The sequence below is a fragment of the Enterobacter cloacae complex sp. 382A5 genome, assembly GCF_050031095.1.
GTDB lineage: Bacteria > Pseudomonadota > Gammaproteobacteria > Enterobacterales > Enterobacteriaceae > Enterobacter > Enterobacter cloacae.
This window is the reverse complement of sequence record NZ_JBLGVK010000001.1, coordinates 2,670,227-2,689,392: the sequence shown is the minus strand read 5'-3', so window position 1 is coordinate 2,689,392 and position 19,166 is coordinate 2,670,227. Positions and strand designations below refer to the sequence as shown.

Genomic DNA, 19,166 nt, shown 5'->3' with positions numbered 1-19,166 from the left:
CTTCCGTATACCGAATCATTGTTAATGGAAACTAACATGTCAGAAATTAGCCGTGCCGTGCTTTTCGGCAAACTGGATACGCTGTTATTTACCTCTCTGGAAAGCGCCACCGCGTTCTGCAAGCTGCGCGGCAACCCCTACGTCGAGCTGGTGCACTGGCTGCATCAGTTGATGCAGCAGCAGGATGGTGATCTGCAACAGGTGATCCGTCATTTTGCCCTCGACGAACAGCAGCTGACGCGCGATATCGTGGCGGCGCTCGATGCCCTGCCGCGCGGAGCCAGTTCCGTTTCCGATCTCTCCGAACATATCGACAGCGCCGTCGAGCGCGCCTGGGTCTATGGATCGCTGAAGTTTGGCGTCAGCCGTATCCGCGGTGGCCATCTGCTGATCGGCATTCTGAAAACCTGGAATCTGGCGAACGTGCTGAAGAGCATCTCGGCGCAGTTTACCCGTCTTAACGTCGAGGTGCTGATCGAGCAGTTCGACACCATCTGCGCCAACAGCAAAGAGACGCAGCAGGCCGCTGCCGCAGTGGATGCGCCAGCCGGTTCGGTGCCTGCTGCCCAGGGAACGCTGGCCCAGTATGGTCAGGACCTGACCGCCCGTGCCCGTGAAGGCAAAATTGACCCGGTGGTTGGGCGCGATGAAGAGATCCGCCAGATGATCGATATCCTGATGCGTCGCCGCCAGAACAACCCGCTGCTGACCGGGGAAGCCGGCGTCGGAAAAACGGCGGTGGTGGAAGGGCTGGCGCTGCGCATCGCCGACGGCGATGTGCCGGAGCCGCTGCAAAACATTCAGCTGTGGCTGCTGGATATCGGTATGCTGCAGGCCGGTGCCGGGATGAAAGGCGAGTTCGAAGCCCGTCTGCAGGCATTAATCAATGAAGTGCAGTCCAGCGCCACGCCAGTCATTCTGTTTATCGATGAAATCCACACCCTGATCGGTGCGGGCGGTCAGCAGGGCACCGGTGATGCCGCCAACCTGCTGAAGCCAGCGCTGGCGCGTGGACAACTGCGTACCATTGGCGCCACTACCTGGGCGGAATACAAAAAATACATCGAGAAAGATCCGGCGCTGACCCGTCGCTTCCAGACGGTGCAGGTACATGAACCCGATGAGGCCAAAGCGGTTTTGATGCTGCGCAGCACCGTGTCGCCGCTGGAGACCCACCACCAGGTCTTACTGCTCGACGAAGCGGTTAGCGCAGCCGTGAAGCTTTCGCATCGCTACATTCCGGCCCGTCAGCTGCCGGATAAAGCCGTTGCGCTGCTGGATACGGCCTGCGCCCGCGTGGCGGTGAGCCAGAGTGCACCTCCGGCGCAGCTGGAAGATTGCCTGCGCCATCTTGCGGCGCTGGACGTGGAAATTGAGATAGCGGAGCGCGAAGCGCGCGTCGGTGCAGGGGAATCTGAGCGCGTCACGGCATTAACCGCAGAGCGTGACGCGTATGAGGCCAAACGTGAGGCCCTGGCCCGGCGCTGGGAAGACGAGCGTAGCCTGGTGCAGGAGATCATTCGCCTGCGTGCCGCACTGTTTGCGGCGGGCGATGACGACACCGCTGAGCTGCGCAGCCAACTGGCAGAGCAGCAGCAGGCGCTGAACGCCTTACAGGGTGATGAACCGTTGCTGTTTGCCGCTGTGGATGAAAACGTGGTGGCGGCCGTAGTCTCTGACTGGACCGGCATCCCGCTGGGCCGGATGGTGAAAAACGAGATTGACGCGGTACTGAACCTCGCCGACACGCTGAACCAGCGGGTAATTGGCCAGCGTCACGGTCTGGATCTGATTGCCCGCCGGGTGAAAACCTCCCGGGCAAAACTCGACGATCCGAACAAGCCGGTTGGCGTGTTTATGCTCTGTGGCCCGTCCGGCGTGGGGAAAACCGAAACCGCGCTGGCGCTGGCGGAGTCGCTGTACGGTGGTGAGCAGAACGTCATTACCATCAACATGAGTGAATTCCAGGAAGCGCACACCGTTTCCACCTTAAAAGGTGCACCCCCGGGATACGTCGGGTATGGTGAAGGCGGGGTGTTAACCGAGGCCGTACGTCGCCGTCCTTACAGCGTGGTGTTGCTGGACGAAATCGAAAAAGCGCACCCGGACGTACATGAGATCTTCTTCCAGGTCTTCGACAAAGGCTGGATGGAGGATGGCGAAGGTCGTCACATTGATTTCCGTAATACGATTATTATTCTGACGTCTAACGTCGGAACCGAGCTTATCAGCGCCATGTGTGCCGATCCGGAACTGATGCCGGAACCGGAGGCGTTAAGCGGGGCGCTGCGCCAGCCGCTGCTGGAGGTGTTCCCACCGGCGCTGCTGGGCCGTCTGCTGGTGGTGCCGTACTATCCGCTGAGCGACGCGATGCTGGGGCAAATTGTTCGCCTGCAGCTCAAACGCATTCAGCGTCGGCTGGAAGAGAATCACAATATTATTTCCGAGTTTGATGACAGCGTTGTAGAACAGATTGTTCAGCGCTGTACCGAGGTGGAATCAGGTGGACGTATGGTGGATGCGATCCTGACCAACACCTTGCTGCCTCAGATGAGTCAGATATTACTTACCGCCAGCCGCAGCGACGAGCAGTACCGACGTCTGCATGTCACCTGCGAGCAGGGCGAGTTTCACTGTCAGTTTGCCGCGTAATAATCATCAAGAGAACTGTAAAAGATGACGGATAATGATAACAATCGGACTGTCCCAAACGCGCTCCCGGTCGGGTATCGCTTCAACGAGTTTGAAATTAAAGAGGTGATTGGCGGCGGCGGATTCGGCATCGTCTATCGCGCCTGGGATCACCAGCTCGAACGCACTATCGCTATCAAAGAATTTATGCCTTCCTCGCTCGCCGTGCGCGGCGACGACATGACGCTGGTACTGCGCAGCGAACGCTTTGGCAAAGCGTTTTCGGCGGGGCTGAATAGCTTCATTCAGGAAGCCCGCCTGCTGGCGCGCTTCAACCACCCGAACCTGCTGCACGTGTTGCGCTTCTGGGTGCAAAACGATACGGCTTACATGGGCACGCTGTTTTACAGCGGCACTACGCTTTCTCGCCTGCGCGAGGAGAAGCCGGAGCTGATTAACGAGGCATGGATCCGTCGTACGCTGCCGATGCTGTTTGGCGCAATCAAGACCATCCATGACGAGGGCTATCTGCACCGCGATATTTCGCTGGATAACATTCAGATCCAGGATAACGGCCTGCCGGTGCTGCTGGACTTCGGCTCCGCGCGTCGCACCATCGGTAACCTCTCTGACGAAACCGAGACCATGCTGCGTCCGGGCTTTGCGCCTATCGAGCAGTACACCGACGACAACGAAAGCGAGCAGGGACCGTGGACGGATATCTACGCGCTCGGCGCGGTGCTGCGCACCCTGATCGTGGGCTCACCGCCGCCGGTCAGCGTGGTGCGTTCCATTCAGGATACCTGCAAACCGCTGGCGGAAATCCAGCCGCAGGGGTACTCCCTGTCGCTGTTGCAGGCTATCGACCGTGCCCTGGCGTTGCACATGGAAGACCGTCCGCAGTCTATTGATGAGTTCGCGGCGTTAATCGAGATGCCGGTCGCCGGTATCGATGACGTGCTGACTGCTAAAAAACCGGGCACCATGCTGGTGCCGGTGGAAGAAGAGGCACCGGCTTCGGCATTTGACTGGCGTCGTTACAAGATCCCCGGGATGGTTGCCGCGGGTGTGCTGGTTGGGGTGGTCGCTGGCGCGATGCTGTTCAGCGGCGGCCACGATGCGCCAGAACAGGCTGCGCAAGCGCCGGAAGCATCCCGCACGACGGAAACCGCATCGAACGCGCCAGATGTCAAACCGGAGACCGCGAAGGTAAGCGAACAAGCGGCAACGCCTGCGACAGCGCAACCGACGCCGCCACCGGTTGAAGCCAGCCCGATTGCTCTGGTCTACATTCGCATTCTTGACGGCGAGACGTTGAAAGTGAACGGCGAGCCAAAAGCGCTGCGTCCGGCGAACAACGGCTATGCATCGCTCAAGCTGCCAGCGGGTGAGGTGAGCATTGAACTGCAGGGCAACGGCAGAACCCGTAGCCAGACGCTGGATATCGTGAAGCCTGGCACCTGGCTGGTGAATCCGTAGGAATATAAACAGGAGATCTTATGGAAGTGTACGATCTTAGAAGCCAAAGACTTCATCCAAAGGAATTCGAAAAGATTGTCTCTCCTGTGTATGCACGGAGCGATGTAGGTCGTGAATTTGTCGTGGTTCGTGGAGTATCTAATCCATTTCACAGCATAGACGGCCTGAGTATACGACATCGCTTCGAATTTAACCCTAATGCGGTATTCGATCCGCTATATGCTCAGAACCTGAATAAGATTGAGCGATTAATTGACTCAGGGGAAGTGGTTTTAATTGCTCAACGCCAACGTACAAAATCCACTTACCCTTTTTTCATCGCTGAATCGGGTGATTTATTTTGTGTTGATCCGACGATGTACAACTCGGCTTTTGTAAATTACATCATCGAGCGCTATCGCCATAATGTGGCTCTGTTCGGAAAACCGTCTCCAACGAGAGATACGTTTGTTCCCGCCACGGCTCAATATGGGCCTGGATATTGGAAGACGGTAGACAATGATTATCATGGCACAAAAAATGTTCTGATTATGGCGATAAACCGACTGACAAGTATGGGGGATGAGGGGCGAGTTTTTGGATCTGACGGCAAAGATTATATGAATACGTCACGTGATAAAATTCAACATTGGACGCCTTTACCTGATGATTTAGATAATGTTTCTCGTGCCTTGATATCGGAAAAGTCTGTAATCAGGCGATATGGTGAAGCACGATCGATTTATCAAAAGTATCAGGAAGGGGATGATGCCTGGGCTGTAAGTGGTAAATCATGGCAATGGATACCGGGAGTCAGAGAAGAAGATTATGAATTTAAAAAATAAATTATGGTATTTCTGGGGATGTATGGATGTCCTGGCAGTCATGCTTTATTTTGTGAATACAATTCGGCAGGGTAAAATTCCATTTATTTCTGATATCGTGGCGTTTAGTGGCCTTTCCAGCGATGTTGCAAGCGGTGGTTATAGTGCTCTGGTATTCCTTTTTTTTATTTTGGATTTAGCTCTCTTACTTTCGCTATTTGCTTCTGCCTGGTTTTTCTTTAAAAGAAAAACATATGCGATTAAGTTTGCGATTATCCAAGAGGTTTTGCGGCTTATTTCTTTCAGATGTTCAGTAACACTATTCCCTCTGCTAGTAACCGTGTCTGGAATATCGAACATCTGGCTGAATTTAGGGTTGTTTGTTTTATCTGAGTGTCTGAAATTATATTCTATGCTCTATTTGATGAGCAACAGGAAAACAGAACGTAGTTTAAATGACTCGCGTTGATTGCTGAAAATAAATTTTCTTTGCGAAATTTAAATTACGTTGGTGCCCAGTATGACTGCGAGAGAAAAAATATTCTACTTTTGGGGTGTCATGGATGTCATTGGGGCTGTGTATTACGCCATTGATTCCTGGGGTTTTCTGGGTGGAGATTGGGTTTCAGCATTAGTGAATCTGGCTTTGCTAGTGTACATGACATGGTTCGGAGGGGTAGATGATACGTTGCAGGGGACGTATTACCTTGTTTATGTGTTGATACCGCTGGTGTTGCTTTTTTCTGCGTGGTTTTTTTTCAAGAAAAAGCATTATGCTGTCAAGTTTTCATTGTCACTTGAGGTTTTGCGCATTATCACTTTACGAAGCTCAGTACCTTTTTTTCCTATGATTGCAGGTGGATTAGGATGGGGCGGATTAAAAGTAAATATCTCACTTCTTGTCCTGTCTGAAATAGTAAAGATAGGTTCACTTATTTATCTCATAAAAAGCCAACCCGCCATAAATAAGTCGGCTGAATCAGAATAGTATTCAGCATGTCAGATCTACTGACGTAATCATTTGTGTCGCATAAGCCATATGGAATATCGATTATGCTCAACCGAATTACCGTTCAGCTCCCGGTCGAGGGGCTGCTCTTCTGGAAACTCTCCGGCCGCGAGGCGATGTCCGAGTCGTTCGCCCTGACGCTGACCCTGCTCGGCACGGATGCGCGTATCGACCGCAGCAAACTGCTGGGCCAGCCGGTCACGGTGACCATCCCGACCCAGAACCTGCTTACCCCGCGCTACATCAACGGTAAAGTCACGCGTGTGGCGGTGAGCGCCGTTGAGCTGACGGGCACACGCTATGCGGTGTATCAGCTGACGGTGGAGCCGGACCTGTGGCCGATGAAGCGCGACCGTAACCTGCGTATCTTCCAGGGGCAGACGGTGCCGCAGATTGTGAAAACCCTGCTGGGCGAGCATCAGGTCAACGTGGAAGATAAGCTCACCGGCAGCTACCGGGTGTGGGACTACTGTGTCCAGTATCAGGAGTCGAGCCTGGACTTCATCAGCCGCCTGATGGAGCTGGAGGGGATAGCGTATTACTTCAGCCACGAGGCCGACAAACACACCCTGGTGCTCACCGATGCCGCCACGCAGCATCAGCCGTTCAGCGGTTACGAGGTCATCCCCTATCACCAGACGCCGTCCGGCGGCAGCACGGACGAAGAGGGCATCAGCCAGTGGGCGCTGGAGGACAGCGTCACGCCGGGCATTTACAGCCTCGACGACTACGACTTCCGCAAGCCGAACGCGTGGCTGTTCCAGGCGCAGCAGAACCCGGCCTCGCCGAAGCCAGGCAGCATCGACGTGTACGACTGGCCTGGGCGCTTTGTGGAGACCGGGCATGCGGAGTTCTACGCCCGCATTCGCCAGGAGCGCTGGCAGGTGGAGCATCAGCAGATTCAGGCCACGGCCACGGCGGCGGGTATTGCGCCGGGCCACACCTTCACCCTGACCAACGCACCGTTCTTCAGCGATAACGGTGACTATCTGGTGACGGCGGCCGGGTATCATCTGGAAGAGAACCGCTATGCCAGCGGCGAAGGGGAGACCATTCACCGTATCGATTTCACGGTTATCCCGGCGTCGGTGTCGTTCCGTCCGGCGCAGTCCACGGCGTGGCCGCGTACCTACGGCCCGCAGACGGCGAAGGTTGTCGGGCCCCAGGGAGAGAGCATCTGGACGGACAAATACGGCCGCGTGAAGGTGAAATTCCACTGGGACCGTCTGGCAAAAGGGGACGACACCAGCTCCTGCTGGGTGCGTGTGTCGAGCGCCTGGGCGGGCCAGGGTTACGGCGGGGTGCAGATCCCGCGCGTGGGCGATGAGGTGGTGGTGGACTTTATCAACGGTGACCCGGACCGTCCTATTATCACCGGGCGCGTGTACAACGATGCCAGCATGCCACCGTGGGCGCTGCCGGCGGCGGCGACGCAGATGGGCTTTATGAGCCGCACGAAAGATGGCTCCGTGGATAACGCCAACGCCCTGCGGTTTGAGGACAAGGCGGGTGCGGAACAGGTGTGGCTCCAGGCCGAGCGCAATCTCGATATCAACGTCAAAAATGATGAATCGCATGCCACGGAAAAAAATCGAACCCAATATGTGGGAGAGGATGAAACCTTACGGGTGGCAAAAAATCAGAAGGCAGGGGTTAAAGGGGATGTGGTTTGCCTGACGGGCAACAGCCGCAGCGATAAAGTTGTTAATAACTTTATTATTTCAGCGGGCAATACGTTGAGGCTGGAGTGTGGTGAAAGCGCCATTGAATTATCAAAAGACGGGAGCGTAAATATCATTGGCAATAACTTTAACTTTACCGCAAAACAGAGTGCACAAATAAACACGCTTTCCGGGGAACTGCATCTTAATCCTGCTGATGGCAGCAATGCCATTAATGCACCAGGGGCATCCCACCAGACGGCAATCCAGCAGGAAGTGGATGGTTTTTTTGTTTTCAATGCCAATAAGTAAGCATATTCAGCCTGCCACACAACCGGCAATCCCGTTACCGTAAGGCGACGGGAGGTGCATGTGTTGGTGGGCAAAAGAGGCATATTGAAATGAACTGGTTTTTCTTTTTTTTCTTTTTGATCCTCACACTTGCGCTTATCTGGAATAACAATAACCTGTTTAATAAGAAACAATGGATCAATACGGGTCTGATACTGGTACTTGTCCTGCTTTCTACAGTCGGCATTGGTTTTCTTTTGAAATGGCTGGCTCAGTCATTTTCATTATTTCCGGTCGCGGTGGCTAAACACTACTCCATCATCATATCTATGTCTCTCCTGTGCGTCTGGGGTATGAAATTTACCGCCGTTTTGCTATGCACAATATTGTCTGGTGTTATGGTGGTGCATAAAAAATACAACGCTCCGAATTATGAAAAAATTTCCCGGGTCACACACACCGTAGCGCCGCCCCTGTTTATCTTTGCCAAACTCCTTCTCTCGTTGGGGTGTGTCCTTATGTTTTCAGGTTTGTGGCTTAAGTAAGCGTTGCAATTAACGCTGCATCGAAGCTGCTGAAACTAAGATGTTGCATTTACGGAATAACGATTATGCTCAACCGAATTACCGTCCAGCTCCCCGTCGAGGGGCTGCTCTTCTGGAAACTCTCCGGCCGCGAGGCGATGTCTGAGTCGTTCGCCCTGACGCTGACCCTGCTCGGCACGGATGCGCGTATCGACCGCAGCAAACTGCTGGGCCAGCCGGTCACGGTGACCATCCCGACCCAGAACTTGCTTACCCCGCGCTACATCAACGGCAAAGTCACGCGCGTGGCGGTGAGCGCCGTTGAGCTGACGGGCACGCGCTATGCGGTGTATCAGCTGACGGTGGAGCCGGACCTGTGGCCGATGAAGCGTGACCGTAACCTGCGTATCTTCCAGGGGCAGACGGTGCCGCAGATTGTGAAAACCCTGCTGGGCGAGCATCAGGTCAACGTGGAAGATAAGCTCACCGGCAGCTACCGGGTGTGGGACTACTGTGTCCAGTATCAGGAGTCGAGCCTGGACTTTATCAGCCGCCTGATGGAGCTGGAGGGAATCGCGTATTACTTCAGCCACGAGGCCGACAAACACACCCTGGTGCTCACCGACGCCGCGACGCAGCATCAGCCATTCAGCGGCTACGAGGTCATCCCCTATCACCAGACGCCGTCCGGCGGCAGCACGGACGAAGAGGGCATCAGCCAGTGGGCGCTGGAGGACAGCGTCACGCCGGGCATTTACAGCCTCGACGACTACGACTTCCGCAAGCCGAACGCGTGGCTGTTCCAGGCGCAGCAGAACCCGGCCTCGCCGAAGCCGGGCAGCATCGACGTGTACGACTGGCCGGGGCGCTTTGTGGAGTCCGGGCATGCGGAGTTCTACGCCCGCATTCGCCAGGAGCGCTGGCAGGTGGAGCATCAGCAGATTCAGGCCACGGCAACGGCTGCGGGTATTGCGCCGGGTCACACCTTCACCCTGACCAATGCACCGTTCTTCAGCGATAACGCTGACTATCTGGTGACGGCGGCCGGGTATCATCTGGAAGAGAACCGCTATGCCAGCGGCGAAGGGGAGACCATTCACCGTATCGATTTCACGGTTATCCCGGCGTCGGTGTCGTTCCGTCCGGCGCAGTCCACGGCGTGGCCGCGTACCTACGGCCCGCAGACGGCGAAGGTCGTCGGGCCCCAGGGAGAAAGCATCTGGACGGACAAATATGGCCGCGTGAAGGTGAAGTTCCACTGGGATCGTCTGGCAAAAGGGGACGACACCAGCTCCTGCTGGGTGCGTGTGTCGAGCGCCTGGGCGGGCCAGGGCTACGGCGGGGTGCAGATCCCGCGCGTGGGCGATGAGGTGGTGGTGGACTTTATCAACGGCGACCCGGACCGTCCGATTATCACCGGGCGCGTATACAACGATGCCAGCATGCCACCGTGGGCGCTGCCGGCGGCGGCGACGCAGATGGGCTTTATGAGCCGCACGAAAGATGGCTCCGTGGATAATGCCAACGCCCTGCGGTTTGAGGACAAGGCGGGGGCGGAACAGGTGTGGATCCAGGCCGAGCGAAATATGGATACCAGCATCAAGAATGACGAAACGCACAGCGTCGGCGGCGAGCGTAGCCATTACGTAAAGAAAAATGAACTGCATCGTGTGGAAGCGAATCAGATCCAGGCGGTAAAAGGCGGAACCGAGATCCTGACCGGCAAAGGAAAGCTGGATGCGGCGGTGGAGCAGTATGTCGTTGCCTCCGGCACCAAACTGCGGCTGGTGTCAGGTGAAAGTGCGATTGAACTTAACGCTAACGGCAAAATTAGCCTGATCGGTAAAGAGTTTAACTTCTTCGTTGAAGGGGATGGTCATATCACCACGGGCGGTAAGCTGCATCTCAATACGTCAGGCGCTAAGCCAGGCACAACGGCGCCGGGCGCGGGGCACAAAGGAGATATTGATGCGGCGGTTCAGGCGAAATTCACGACCAAGGGTGATTAAGGCTGGAGCGGTGCTTGTCGCGTTATTAGCGATGGGCATGCCAGAAGGACACGCAACGAAAAAAGATCTCTGGATGTTCATTGCAGAGATGAGTGCTTCACTTAGAACGCTATCCAACACCAGTGTTAATGATCTGCCGTTGCAGTTTACGCTGACAAAAGATAATGAATACATTCACTTCTATCATGCCGATGATGTCAGGCTGGCGGACGATATGCGCATTACCGGGATTGATTTTCGGGTAAGCAAAGAGCGCGACGGCATGGCACCGTTATTGAATTTTTCCCCGTCAGGTCTGTGCATCACACTCGATGCCGTTAAAAAGCATTATCCGGAGCTGGTGTTAACGGATTATCCCCGAGGCCGCTCCGGAAATGAAGTGACCAGCTATACCGCGCCAGAAGATATTAATGGACAAAAGGTTAGTTTCAGTTTCTCCGTAAATAAACCTGATTGTCTGGACTCGGTTGTCATTAACGCGGGCAATGATTAACGTGAAAAATTACATTTTAATATTTCTCCGTTTTACCGCGATATTTTTCTCTCTGAACTGCTATGTGGTGTATGCACATAATATGCCGCCGGTTTTAGTTAACCAGGATTTTACTGTGCAGATGGAAGATGAGACTGTCACATTGGGTGAAAGATGGACAGATGACGTTGCGCGTAAAATTGAGGTACCGATAGAAGGTAATTTTGTCGGTGAGGTTCCTTTTGACGGAACCCACTATAAATTCTACCAGCATCAAAAGGTGGGGTTTGACATTTATGTTTCCAATCTCTGGTGGGATAAGGTCGAACGCAATGCTGACGATTATATCGTATCGCAAATTACCCTTACCGCCGGGGAGGGCAAAACACCGCGCGGTATTCATGTAGGGTCAACAGCCAGGGAACTCAGTAATGCATATGGCAAGGGTCAGATGGAAAATGATGCCGGGGAACAATGGTGTTTTTATCAATTGGGTAACAAGCTTCTCTCGTTCGGGATTAAAGACAGCAAGATTGTGACAATAACATTGAATTACGATAATGGCGCCCAAGAGTAATTTATGGCCAGGAAAAATTTAGCATGCGCATTGTTCACCGCGCTATTACTGGGCTCAGTTGAAACTTCAGCCGCGCTTGAGCTATCGCAATACAATAGGCTCGATACCGTAGGCCACATCGTTAACGACAGCGAAGTGAAAGAGACGCTCAGGAAGACGCTGGGCAGCGATTACGAGACGTTTATTAGCAATTTTGATGTCTTTGGCGAACCCCATTCAACCTCAGGCGGAGGCCTGTTTGTTGAAGGCTGGCTTAACGATCTTTATCAGGAGAATGCGTCAGCTTTGGTCATCGAACCTGACGGCAAAATCTATACGGCCTGGGTCGTTCCTGAGTCAGACGTTATTCATTATCAGTCATCTGATCATAGTCAGGTGGTGAATGCTGATATTCAGCAATGGGCTGCCAGATTCAAAGCGATGCATTTTGCAACGAACAGCCAGGCAAAATTAACGTTTGATGGGGTGTGGGCAGGCACGTTCGGCACTGACTCGACGCTAACCCTGCGTTTAACGGAATCAGGCGACCGTATCTCCGGGTCATATTGCTATATCTCTCAGAGAGGAAACCGCATCGATTGTCCCGCAGAGGATGAACACAATCTAAGCGGTGCTATCACGGGCAATCGTGCGAACGTTAAGTTTGACTCCTCGTTTGGCGATGTGGATGGACGAGCCGTTCTGGAAATTAACGGAAGCAAAATGGTGTGGCGTTTAGTCACGCCTCCTCAAAAAGGTCGTTATTATGCTCCGCTGCGTTATACGTTAAATAAAGCGGCTCCCGTTCATAACGTTGAAACCAGAAAGCTGGATACCGATAAGTTCACTATTTCTCTGGTAAATAACTGCGGGCGTTTCGAGCGTGAGTGTGGCCAGATGTATTATCTTGGCGTTCGCAAAAGTGATAACAGTACGATCTCCTTAAAGGGGAAAACGCTTCAGGATCCCACAGGTAAAATAACCGGCTCAACCTATAAGAATGGGGACGTTACCTATACCGTGACCTATGCACCACTGAAACTGGTTGTCAGCAAAGGCGGCCATATTTTGGTTGAGCAGTCGGGCCACTGGCTTGAATAACGAAACAGCCGTTCAAAAGGCCAAATCAAACCGGTCACTTTATTTCTTTCAATATTAATCATCCCGAGTCCACCTATGAAATACACCCTCCAGGAAGGTTCGTTTTCCCTTTTTCCTGCTGCCTGGCAGGATAACACGATGAACATCATTCGCGATGACGAAAGCGGGCTATCTGTGGTTGTCAGTCGCGGGGTTATCCCGGATGGCAGCGATCATGAGAAAGAGTTCCACCGCCAGTGGGAGCTGCTGCGCCCACAGATGGGGGAGATCGTCCAGAGTGAATTTCAGCGCGTAAAAGCCGGTCCTGACGGAAAAATCAACGGTCTGGAAGTTGAAACCTCGTTTGACCGTAACGGCCAGCGCCTGTGGCAAAAACAGCTGGCGGTGCAGACCCCGGGTAAACCGGTCCTGATGATTTTTACCCTCTCGGCACTCAGAGCATTCAATGAAGAAGACGAGGCGCGCTGGAGCGCGCTTAAGCAAAGTTTGACGCTTAACGACAACCGGAATGTGTAAGGCATGAGCGATAACAACGCGGCCCGCAAGGGTGACGAGATTATTCACTCCAGCATTTTCGCGGATATCACCAGCATTGTGGCGGAAGGTGCCGCCTACGCGGTGATCGGCGCGGCGGTAGGGCTGGCAGCAACTGCCGCCGCACCACTGCTGGGGGCCGGGGCCGCCGCTGCGGGCGTGGCGGCGATTGGATCCAGCTGCCTGTTAAGCGGGATCGTCGGTGGCGTACTGGCTAACCTGGCGGGTGTTACCGACGATATCAGTAATATCGCGGAGGGGCTGGGTGATGCGCTGTTCCCGCCGTCACCCGCAGGTAAAATCACCACCGGCTCCAGCAATGTGCTCACCAACAGCCTTCCCGCTGCACGCGCGGCCGGAACGCTGACGCCCGCAGATACGCCACCTCCAGAACCACAGTCACCGGGAAGTTTTGCCGATTACGCCGGCATGTTGCTCTCTGCTGCCGGACAGTTCGGCAGCGAAATGTGGCAGCCGAGCGTGGCCTCCGCTGCGGCGGGTACATCGCCGCTGGAAGAGGATAAGGTCGCGTGTGAAAAACACTCCGGACCACAGTATCTGGCGGAAGGCTCTAAAAGCGTCTTTATCAATGGACAACCGGCAGTACGTGCCAAAGATCGCACCACCTGCGAAGGCACCGTTTCCGATGACGTTTCCCCGAATGTGATCATCGGCGGCGAGACGCTGACGGTTCGCGATATCAAGAGCGGCAAAACGCCGGGGCTGGCACTGGGGATGATTGCGCTCTCCCTGCTGCGCGGCCGTCCGGGCAAGATTTTAAAAAACATGCCCTGTGCCCTGGCAGCAGCCGGGGGCGGGATGCTGGCCGATATGGCCGTCAATGCCGTATTTGGTTCCACGCACCCGGTTCATGCCGCCACCGGCGTGAAGGTGCTGAATGACGATGATGAGCTCGATTTCTCGCTGCCCGGGCGTTTTCCGCTTCGCTGGCAGCGCAGTTATAACAGCCTGACCACCCGCGAAGGGTTGTTTGGCCTGGGCTGGGCAACTACCTTTGACAGTTATCTGACGCTTGAAGAGAACAATGCCACCTGGTTCGACGAAACCGGGCGTGAGCTGAGCTTTGAACTGCCACCCGTCGACCGCGCATTCTACAGCATCAGCGAGGGTATCATCATCCGCCGCAACGAGAGCGGTGATGTGGCGATAGCCGACGATGACGGCGCGGTGTGGCGCCTGTATAAACCGACACGCGTGAATCCATCCGTTCTGCGTCTGGCCTCCCTTAGCGACGAATACGGCAACGCACTGCTGACGGAGTGGGATGAGCTCGGCAGGCTGGTCGGTTTGCACGATGAGCCGCGGGCAATAGACGTCTCCCTGCGCTATGAGGACGAACGATTCCCGCAGCGCGTAACCGCTGCCAGCCATTTTGACGGCAGCCGTAGCTGGCCGCTGATGCAATGGGGTTACGATGCGCGTGGCCAGCTGGCGAGCGCGACGGATGCCTCTGGTGTAGTCACCCGCGAATACCGCTATAACGACCATGGCCTGATGGTCTGGCATCGTCTGCCGGGCGGGCTGGAAAGTGAATACCGCTGGAAAAAATTTGACCACTGGCGCGTGGTTGAAAACCGCACCAGTACCGGGGATGGCTGTCGCTTCACCTACGATCTTGACGCCGGGTTGACCACCGTCGAACACTACGATGGTCAGAAACGTCAGCACTACTGGAACGCGCAAAATCTGATCGTCCGCTACGTTGACGAGCGCGGCGAGAACTGGCGCTACACGTGGGATGAGAACGAGCTCCTCACGCAACGCATCGATCCGCTCGGGAACACCGTCACCTTCGTTTACGACGAGATGGGCAACCGGGTGCAGGAGATCGACCCTGACGGCAATGCCCGCACCACGACCTGGCTTGAACACCGCGCGCTACCGACGGCCATCATTGAAGCCGACGGCAGCGCTACCCGGTTCTGGTACGACGAACATCACGGCCTGAACCGCGTGGTGGACCCAATGGGGCAGACCACGCTGCTGCGCCGGGACGAGTTTGGTCTGGTCGTTGAAGAGGTGGATGCCGCCGGAAACAGCCGCCATCAGGAGTACAACGAAGCGGGACAAGTGGTGCGTGCGACAGACTGCTCTGGCCGCACCACCCGCTATCACTATCATCCGCTGGGCTGGTTGATGACCGAGACGGGCGCCGACGGCGAAGAGACGCGTTATCGCTACGACGCTGCCGGGCGCCCGGTGCAGCTCGATCGCCCGGAAGGCTGGACAGAGTCGCTTACATGGAACAAACGTGGCCTGCCAGTGAAGCATGCTGGCGCTGACGGTAAAGAAAGTGAGTTCAGATACGATGAGGCCGGACGCTTAACCGCCACGCGTAATACGCAGGGTGAGGAAGTTCGTCGCTGCTGGGACAGCAGAGGGCGTCTGATTGCCCTTGAAAATGAAAACGGCGAAGCGTATCAGTTCCGCTGGGGGCCTGACTCGCTCTTGCTGGAGGAGGTGGGGCTTGATGGTGTGGCCTCGCAGTATCGCTACGACGCCTGTGGGCGCACGATAGCGCGCACCTTTGCTGCCGGCCATCCGGAGGCCATCACCCACGCCTTTGCCTGGAGCGCGAGCGGGCAACTGGTCGCCCGCACTACGCCGGAAGGGCAGACCCGCTACCACTACACCCCGTCAGGGCTGCTGACCCGGATTGGGCTGCACCCGGCGCTTTCAGCCGACGCGTGGAGTACCGAGGCTGAGCAGGAGCTTTCCTTTGAGTATGACGCACTTGGTCGCGTGACCCGCGAAGCGGGCGAGCACGGTGAGCTGGCGTGGCAGTATGATGCCCTTGGCAACCGCACCTCCGTTACGCTGCCGGATGGCCGCGAACTCAAACAGTTCTACTACGGCAGCGGGCATCTGCTCAGCATTGCCCTTGATAAGTTGTCGGTATCCGACTTTACACGCGACGAACTCCACCGGGAGACCAGCCGCACGCAGGGGCTGCTCACCACCCGCAGCGAATACGACCGTCTCGGCCGCCTGCATCGCCGGGATGTCTTCACCGGCAACGCCCAGCGCCCGTCACCTCGCCGCTGGTCCCGCCGCTGGGATTATGACTACCGCAATAACCTGGTGCGGGAAGAACGGGATGATAATCCGTTCAGCTGGTACCGCTGGCAGTACGACAGCGCCGGGCGCCTGCTCGTTCAGGACGGCACGCTGCCCGGGCAGGAGCAGTGGCGCTGGGATGCGGCCGGTAACCCGCTCGACGGATCTGCTGAAAAGATCACGCACAACCGTCTGACGCAGCTGAACGGCATTCACTGGCGTTATGACATCCACGGCCGCACCGTGGAGAAGGATAACGGCCAGACCCGCTGGCACTACCGGTACGACGGTGAACGCCGCCTGACGGAAGTGATCAGCCAGCCGCGGGATCGTAACAGGCCGCAGACGCAGGTCAGCTTCCGTTACGATCTGCTTGGACGCCGCATCAGCAAAACGCGCCAGCAGATGCTGGGCGGACAGCCAACCGGTAAGCCCGTCACCACCCGGTTTGTCTGGGAAGGGTTCCGCCTGCTGCAGGAGCTGCACGGAGACGTGCCGCTGACCTATGTCTACAGCGATCAGGACAGCTACGACCCGCTGGCACGTATTGACGGCGTTGATGCTCCGGAGATTTTCTGGTTCCACTGCCAGCCGAACGGCACGCCGGAACGGATGACGGATATCGAAGGGCAGGTGCGCTGGGAAGGCGTTAACAGCGCCTGGGGCAAGCTGCTACGGGAAAGCGAGACGCAGCTATCAGGATATTCCCAGAACCTGCGGATGCAGGGGCAATACCTGGACCGTGAGACAGGGCTGCACTACAATCTGTTCCGGTATTACGACCCGGACTGCGGGCGGTTTACGCAGCAGGACCCGATAGGGCTGGCGGGAGGGATAAATCTTTACCAGTATGCGCCGAATGCGCTGGGTTGGGTGGATCCGTGGGGGTTGAGCCGTGAGTGTAGCGGTAAAACAAAACCTGATTTCTATGTTGGTCCAAGTGGCCCAAGTTCGACTATGCCTTCTATCGCATACCGGTATATGGATAGCAAATATGCTGCACAGACAATGGAAAATAAATCAGCACCATTAAGTTATTTTGGATATACGAAATATAAATCTGCACATGAAGCCAGGGATGCCTATCAAATATTTTATGAGAAAGGTAATCCTGATTCATGGAGTGATGCACGTTTACTGGGTGAGTTTGATACATTACAACTTTATAAAAATGGTATACCTCAGGTGCAAGTCCCTCTTGCCAATGGTGGCAGAGGGCCAGGTTATGAGCTTTTCACCAGTGCATATCCTGAGTATGGTAAAGGTGGGGCATTACAGTTGCTACCAGTCGAACGTAATTACCCTGTTGTTTTTGACCGTGTTACTATAATTCCGGAGTAAAAGCGATGACAGAAGAAGAGTTACGAAAGAATCTTGTTTTTTTAATAAAAAAATATGTTCGGGAAAGTCAACAGGAAGCATTTTATGATGACATATCAAAGCCTGATGTGCCAGTGAAAGGTATTTTAGCTGACTTTAATAAAGTCAAAACAAGAACCGTTGATGAAGCGGATGGAGATTTGATACGTGATATTTACTTTTATTTTTGCTAACTAATAGTTATGCGGGGAATTAATTTTTTCAGGTTGTTTATTATGTTTGTTTTTTATGGAAGGTGAGCAGGTTGATGCATGGGGAAGGGTAAATGATTCTTGACTCGTCCCAATCCTTACCCTCCTCTATGAGGGGTATTAGAAATATATTAATTACAGATTTTATTTTCTATATCACGCATTACGCTGATTTCCTTCTTTTAACTTTATTCAAAATCTGTTCGCCGTTGATGATAATCCGTTCGAAGGGCGATTGAGAAAATTACCCCTAACCGGCTGCTGCAGAAGGTGCTCGGGGACGTGCCGATGACCTAATTATACTGCGACCAGACAGTGATGACCCGCTGGCACATACTGACGACGTTAATGCCCCAGAGATCTTCTGGTTCCACTGCCAGCCCAACGGCACGCCAGAGCGGATAGTGGATATCGAAGGGCAGATACGCTGGGAAGGCGTGAACAGGCTGAGGCAAGCTGCTGCTGGAAAGCGAGACACAGCTATCAGGACATCTCAAGAAGTTGATATGCCAAAACAAATCAGTATTTGAAGTAGGATATGACTCTCATGAACTACGATTCATATAATGAAGTACTCGATTATCTCAAGGTGTTTTTCAACGAAAGAGTAGATTCATCCATTTATTTAGAAAAACTAATGACTTTGATTGAAGGATCTCGCTCTGAAAAAACGGTGATAATAAGAGCTATTTATGAAACGTACATGCAGTATGTAAAACAAAATAGAGATGACATAAACGTTATTGCTGGGGAAAAAGAAATGTGGATTGATTTATTGCACCTTTGGTAATAAGACTTTATTATTATGCTGGTGCCATTGGAAATGGTTATAGGAAATGTAATTTCTACTCGGAAAAACTTTCCTCACATGAATGCTATCATGTTGCAGTCGGTTATATCATTAAGATCTTGTTAGGCAGTCAAAACTAAAGCAGGGGAACATGATTGAATTAAGTTTTAATCCGATTACCGGTGAGCTAAAATTTGATGATCTGCCTTTGGGAATTGATACTGAAGAAGGGTTTTGTAAGTGTGATTTATACCACGAATTAGTAAAGCGCAATGCTGCAAATAAAATCATGCCGAATCACTACCTTGTTGACTCAGTAGCGTTTTTCGACAAAGAATTTCAAGTTACTATACGTCCAGTGTGCTATGGATTTCCTTTTATGCTTCATCTTGTTGATAAAAATAGTCAATACTATAACGCATTAAATGACTGGAATGCGCGAACTAATATTCATATGCTTAATGACTCAGTGAAAAGCTTGTCTGATTGGCTGAAAGAATCATTAAACCTGGAAACGCCTGATACCACGGAAACAGACATGACGAGATGGCGCTTTGAATGGGGACGGGTTTCCGTCTCATATGAGATAAAATCATTTAATCATGGGATATATATAGTTTGGAATATAACATAGTCACTTTCAGATAAGGTGGTTTA

General features: G+C 53.9%; 16 protein-coding genes. All 16 read left to right on the top strand.

What is annotated here, in order from left to right; genetic code table 11:
- Window positions 1-36 precede the first annotated feature (36 nt).
- The 16 genes from tssH (at window position 37) to ACQG2G_RS12605 (ending at window position 19,143) form a co-directional block, all read left to right on the top strand.
- On the top strand, window positions 37-2,652 hold the full coding sequence (tssH, locus tag ACQG2G_RS12680) for a type VI secretion system ATPase TssH (protein ID WP_040020078.1): 2,616 nt from the start codon (window positions 37-39) through the stop codon (window positions 2,650-2,652).
- Between the two features lie 24 nt (window positions 2,653-2,676).
- Entirely contained in the window at window positions 2,677-4,110 is a 1,434-nt protein-coding gene (locus tag ACQG2G_RS12675; protein ID WP_023620597.1) for a serine/threonine protein kinase, read from the top strand.
- A 20-nt stretch (window positions 4,111-4,130) separates the two neighbouring features.
- Window positions 4,131-4,934, top strand: a complete 804-nt coding sequence (locus ACQG2G_RS12670; RefSeq protein ID WP_045903140.1) for a hypothetical protein — start codon at window positions 4,131-4,133, stop codon at window positions 4,932-4,934.
- Window positions 4,918-5,382: a hypothetical protein gene (locus tag ACQG2G_RS12665; protein ID WP_061772261.1), complete on the top strand. Its 465-nt coding sequence runs from the start codon at window positions 4,918-4,920 to the stop codon at window positions 5,380-5,382. The genes ACQG2G_RS12670 and ACQG2G_RS12665 overlap by 17 nt, the downstream gene beginning before the upstream one ends.
- A 51-nt stretch (window positions 5,383-5,433) precedes the next feature.
- The gene (locus tag ACQG2G_RS12660; RefSeq protein ID WP_045903138.1) at window positions 5,434-5,901 is read left to right on the top strand and encodes a hypothetical protein; all 468 of its coding nucleotides are present in this window, start codon (window positions 5,434-5,436) and stop codon (window positions 5,899-5,901) included.
- Between the two features lie 65 nt (window positions 5,902-5,966).
- The gene (locus ACQG2G_RS12655) at window positions 5,967-7,895 is read left to right on the top strand and encodes a type VI secretion system Vgr family protein (RefSeq protein WP_058684072.1); all 1,929 of its coding nucleotides are present in this window, start codon (window positions 5,967-5,969) and stop codon (window positions 7,893-7,895) included.
- An 89-nt stretch (window positions 7,896-7,984) separates the two neighbouring features.
- On the top strand, window positions 7,985-8,419 hold the full coding sequence (locus ACQG2G_RS12650; protein ID WP_061772260.1) for a hypothetical protein: 435 nt from the start codon (window positions 7,985-7,987) through the stop codon (window positions 8,417-8,419).
- 65 nt (window positions 8,420-8,484) lie between these two features.
- The gene (locus ACQG2G_RS12645) at window positions 8,485-10,407 is read left to right on the top strand and encodes a type VI secretion system Vgr family protein (protein WP_248078763.1); all 1,923 of its coding nucleotides are present in this window, start codon (window positions 8,485-8,487) and stop codon (window positions 10,405-10,407) included.
- A gap of 10 nt (window positions 10,408-10,417) precedes the next feature.
- Window positions 10,418-10,900: a hypothetical protein gene (locus ACQG2G_RS12640; protein WP_248105164.1), complete on the top strand. Its 483-nt coding sequence runs from the start codon at window positions 10,418-10,420 to the stop codon at window positions 10,898-10,900.
- A 115-nt stretch (window positions 10,901-11,015) separates the two neighbouring features.
- Complete coding sequence (locus tag ACQG2G_RS12635; protein ID WP_236276381.1) at window positions 11,016-11,456, top strand: hypothetical protein; 441 nt, start codon at window positions 11,016-11,018, stop codon at window positions 11,454-11,456.
- 3 nt (window positions 11,457-11,459) lie between these two features.
- A complete protein-coding gene (locus ACQG2G_RS12630) occupies window positions 11,460-12,536 on the top strand; it encodes a hypothetical protein (protein ID WP_061772190.1) in 1,077 nt (358 codons plus the stop codon).
- A gap of 75 nt (window positions 12,537-12,611) precedes the next feature.
- Window positions 12,612-13,052, top strand: a complete 441-nt coding sequence (locus ACQG2G_RS12625) for a DcrB-related protein (RefSeq protein ID WP_029882748.1) — start codon at window positions 12,612-12,614, stop codon at window positions 13,050-13,052.
- A gap of 3 nt (window positions 13,053-13,055) precedes the next feature.
- Window positions 13,056-17,489: an RHS repeat-associated core domain-containing protein gene (locus ACQG2G_RS12620; protein ID WP_248078766.1), complete on the top strand. Its 4,434-nt coding sequence runs from the start codon at window positions 13,056-13,058 to the stop codon at window positions 17,487-17,489.
- Window positions 17,490-17,494: 5 nt separating this feature from the next.
- Window positions 17,495-17,701 carry a hypothetical protein gene (locus ACQG2G_RS12615; protein ID WP_032674991.1) on the top strand — a complete coding sequence of 69 codons (207 nt, stop codon included), beginning with the start codon at window positions 17,495-17,497 and terminating at the stop codon, window positions 17,699-17,701.
- A gap of 565 nt (window positions 17,702-18,266) precedes the next feature.
- Entirely contained in the window at window positions 18,267-18,509 is a 243-nt protein-coding gene (locus ACQG2G_RS12610) for a hypothetical protein (protein WP_045294338.1), read from the top strand.
- Window positions 18,510-18,660: 151 nt separating this feature from the next.
- Window positions 18,661-19,143, top strand: coding sequence for a hypothetical protein (locus ACQG2G_RS12605; RefSeq protein WP_061771714.1), 483 nt, complete (start codon window positions 18,661-18,663; stop codon window positions 19,141-19,143).
- The last annotated feature ends 23 nt before the right edge of the window (window positions 19,144-19,166 follow it).

Excerpts from the sequence above, each read along its gene's own strand:
- ACQG2G_RS12615 (WP_032674991.1), top strand. The coding sequence starts at position 17,495 with ATGACAGAAGAAGAGTTACGAAAGAATCTTGTTTTTTTAATAAAAAAA.
- ACQG2G_RS12605 (WP_061771714.1), top strand. The coding sequence starts at position 18,661 with ATGATTGAATTAAGTTTTAATCCGATTACCGGTGAGCTAAAATTTGAT.
- tssH (WP_040020078.1), top strand. The coding sequence starts at position 37 with ATGTCAGAAATTAGCCGTGCCGTGCTTTTCGGCAAACTGGATACGCTG.
- ACQG2G_RS12660 (WP_045903138.1), top strand. The coding sequence starts at position 5,434 with ATGACTGCGAGAGAAAAAATATTCTACTTTTGGGGTGTCATGGATGTC.
- ACQG2G_RS12630 (WP_061772190.1), top strand. The coding sequence starts at position 11,460 with ATGGCCAGGAAAAATTTAGCATGCGCATTGTTCACCGCGCTATTACTG.
- ACQG2G_RS12655 (WP_058684072.1), top strand. The coding sequence starts at position 5,967 with ATGCTCAACCGAATTACCGTTCAGCTCCCGGTCGAGGGGCTGCTCTTC.
- ACQG2G_RS12650 (WP_061772260.1), top strand. The coding sequence starts at position 7,985 with ATGAACTGGTTTTTCTTTTTTTTCTTTTTGATCCTCACACTTGCGCTT.
- ACQG2G_RS12625 (WP_029882748.1), top strand. The coding sequence starts at position 12,612 with ATGAAATACACCCTCCAGGAAGGTTCGTTTTCCCTTTTTCCTGCTGCC.
- ACQG2G_RS12620 (WP_248078766.1), top strand. The coding sequence starts at position 13,056 with ATGAGCGATAACAACGCGGCCCGCAAGGGTGACGAGATTATTCACTCC.
- ACQG2G_RS12665 (WP_061772261.1), top strand. The coding sequence starts at position 4,918 with ATGAATTTAAAAAATAAATTATGGTATTTCTGGGGATGTATGGATGTC.
- ACQG2G_RS12670 (WP_045903140.1), top strand. The coding sequence starts at position 4,131 with ATGGAAGTGTACGATCTTAGAAGCCAAAGACTTCATCCAAAGGAATTC.
- ACQG2G_RS12675 (WP_023620597.1), top strand. The coding sequence starts at position 2,677 with ATGACGGATAATGATAACAATCGGACTGTCCCAAACGCGCTCCCGGTC.
- ACQG2G_RS12645 (WP_248078763.1), top strand. The coding sequence starts at position 8,485 with ATGCTCAACCGAATTACCGTCCAGCTCCCCGTCGAGGGGCTGCTCTTC.
- ACQG2G_RS12610 (WP_045294338.1), top strand. The coding sequence starts at position 18,267 with ATGAACTACGATTCATATAATGAAGTACTCGATTATCTCAAGGTGTTT.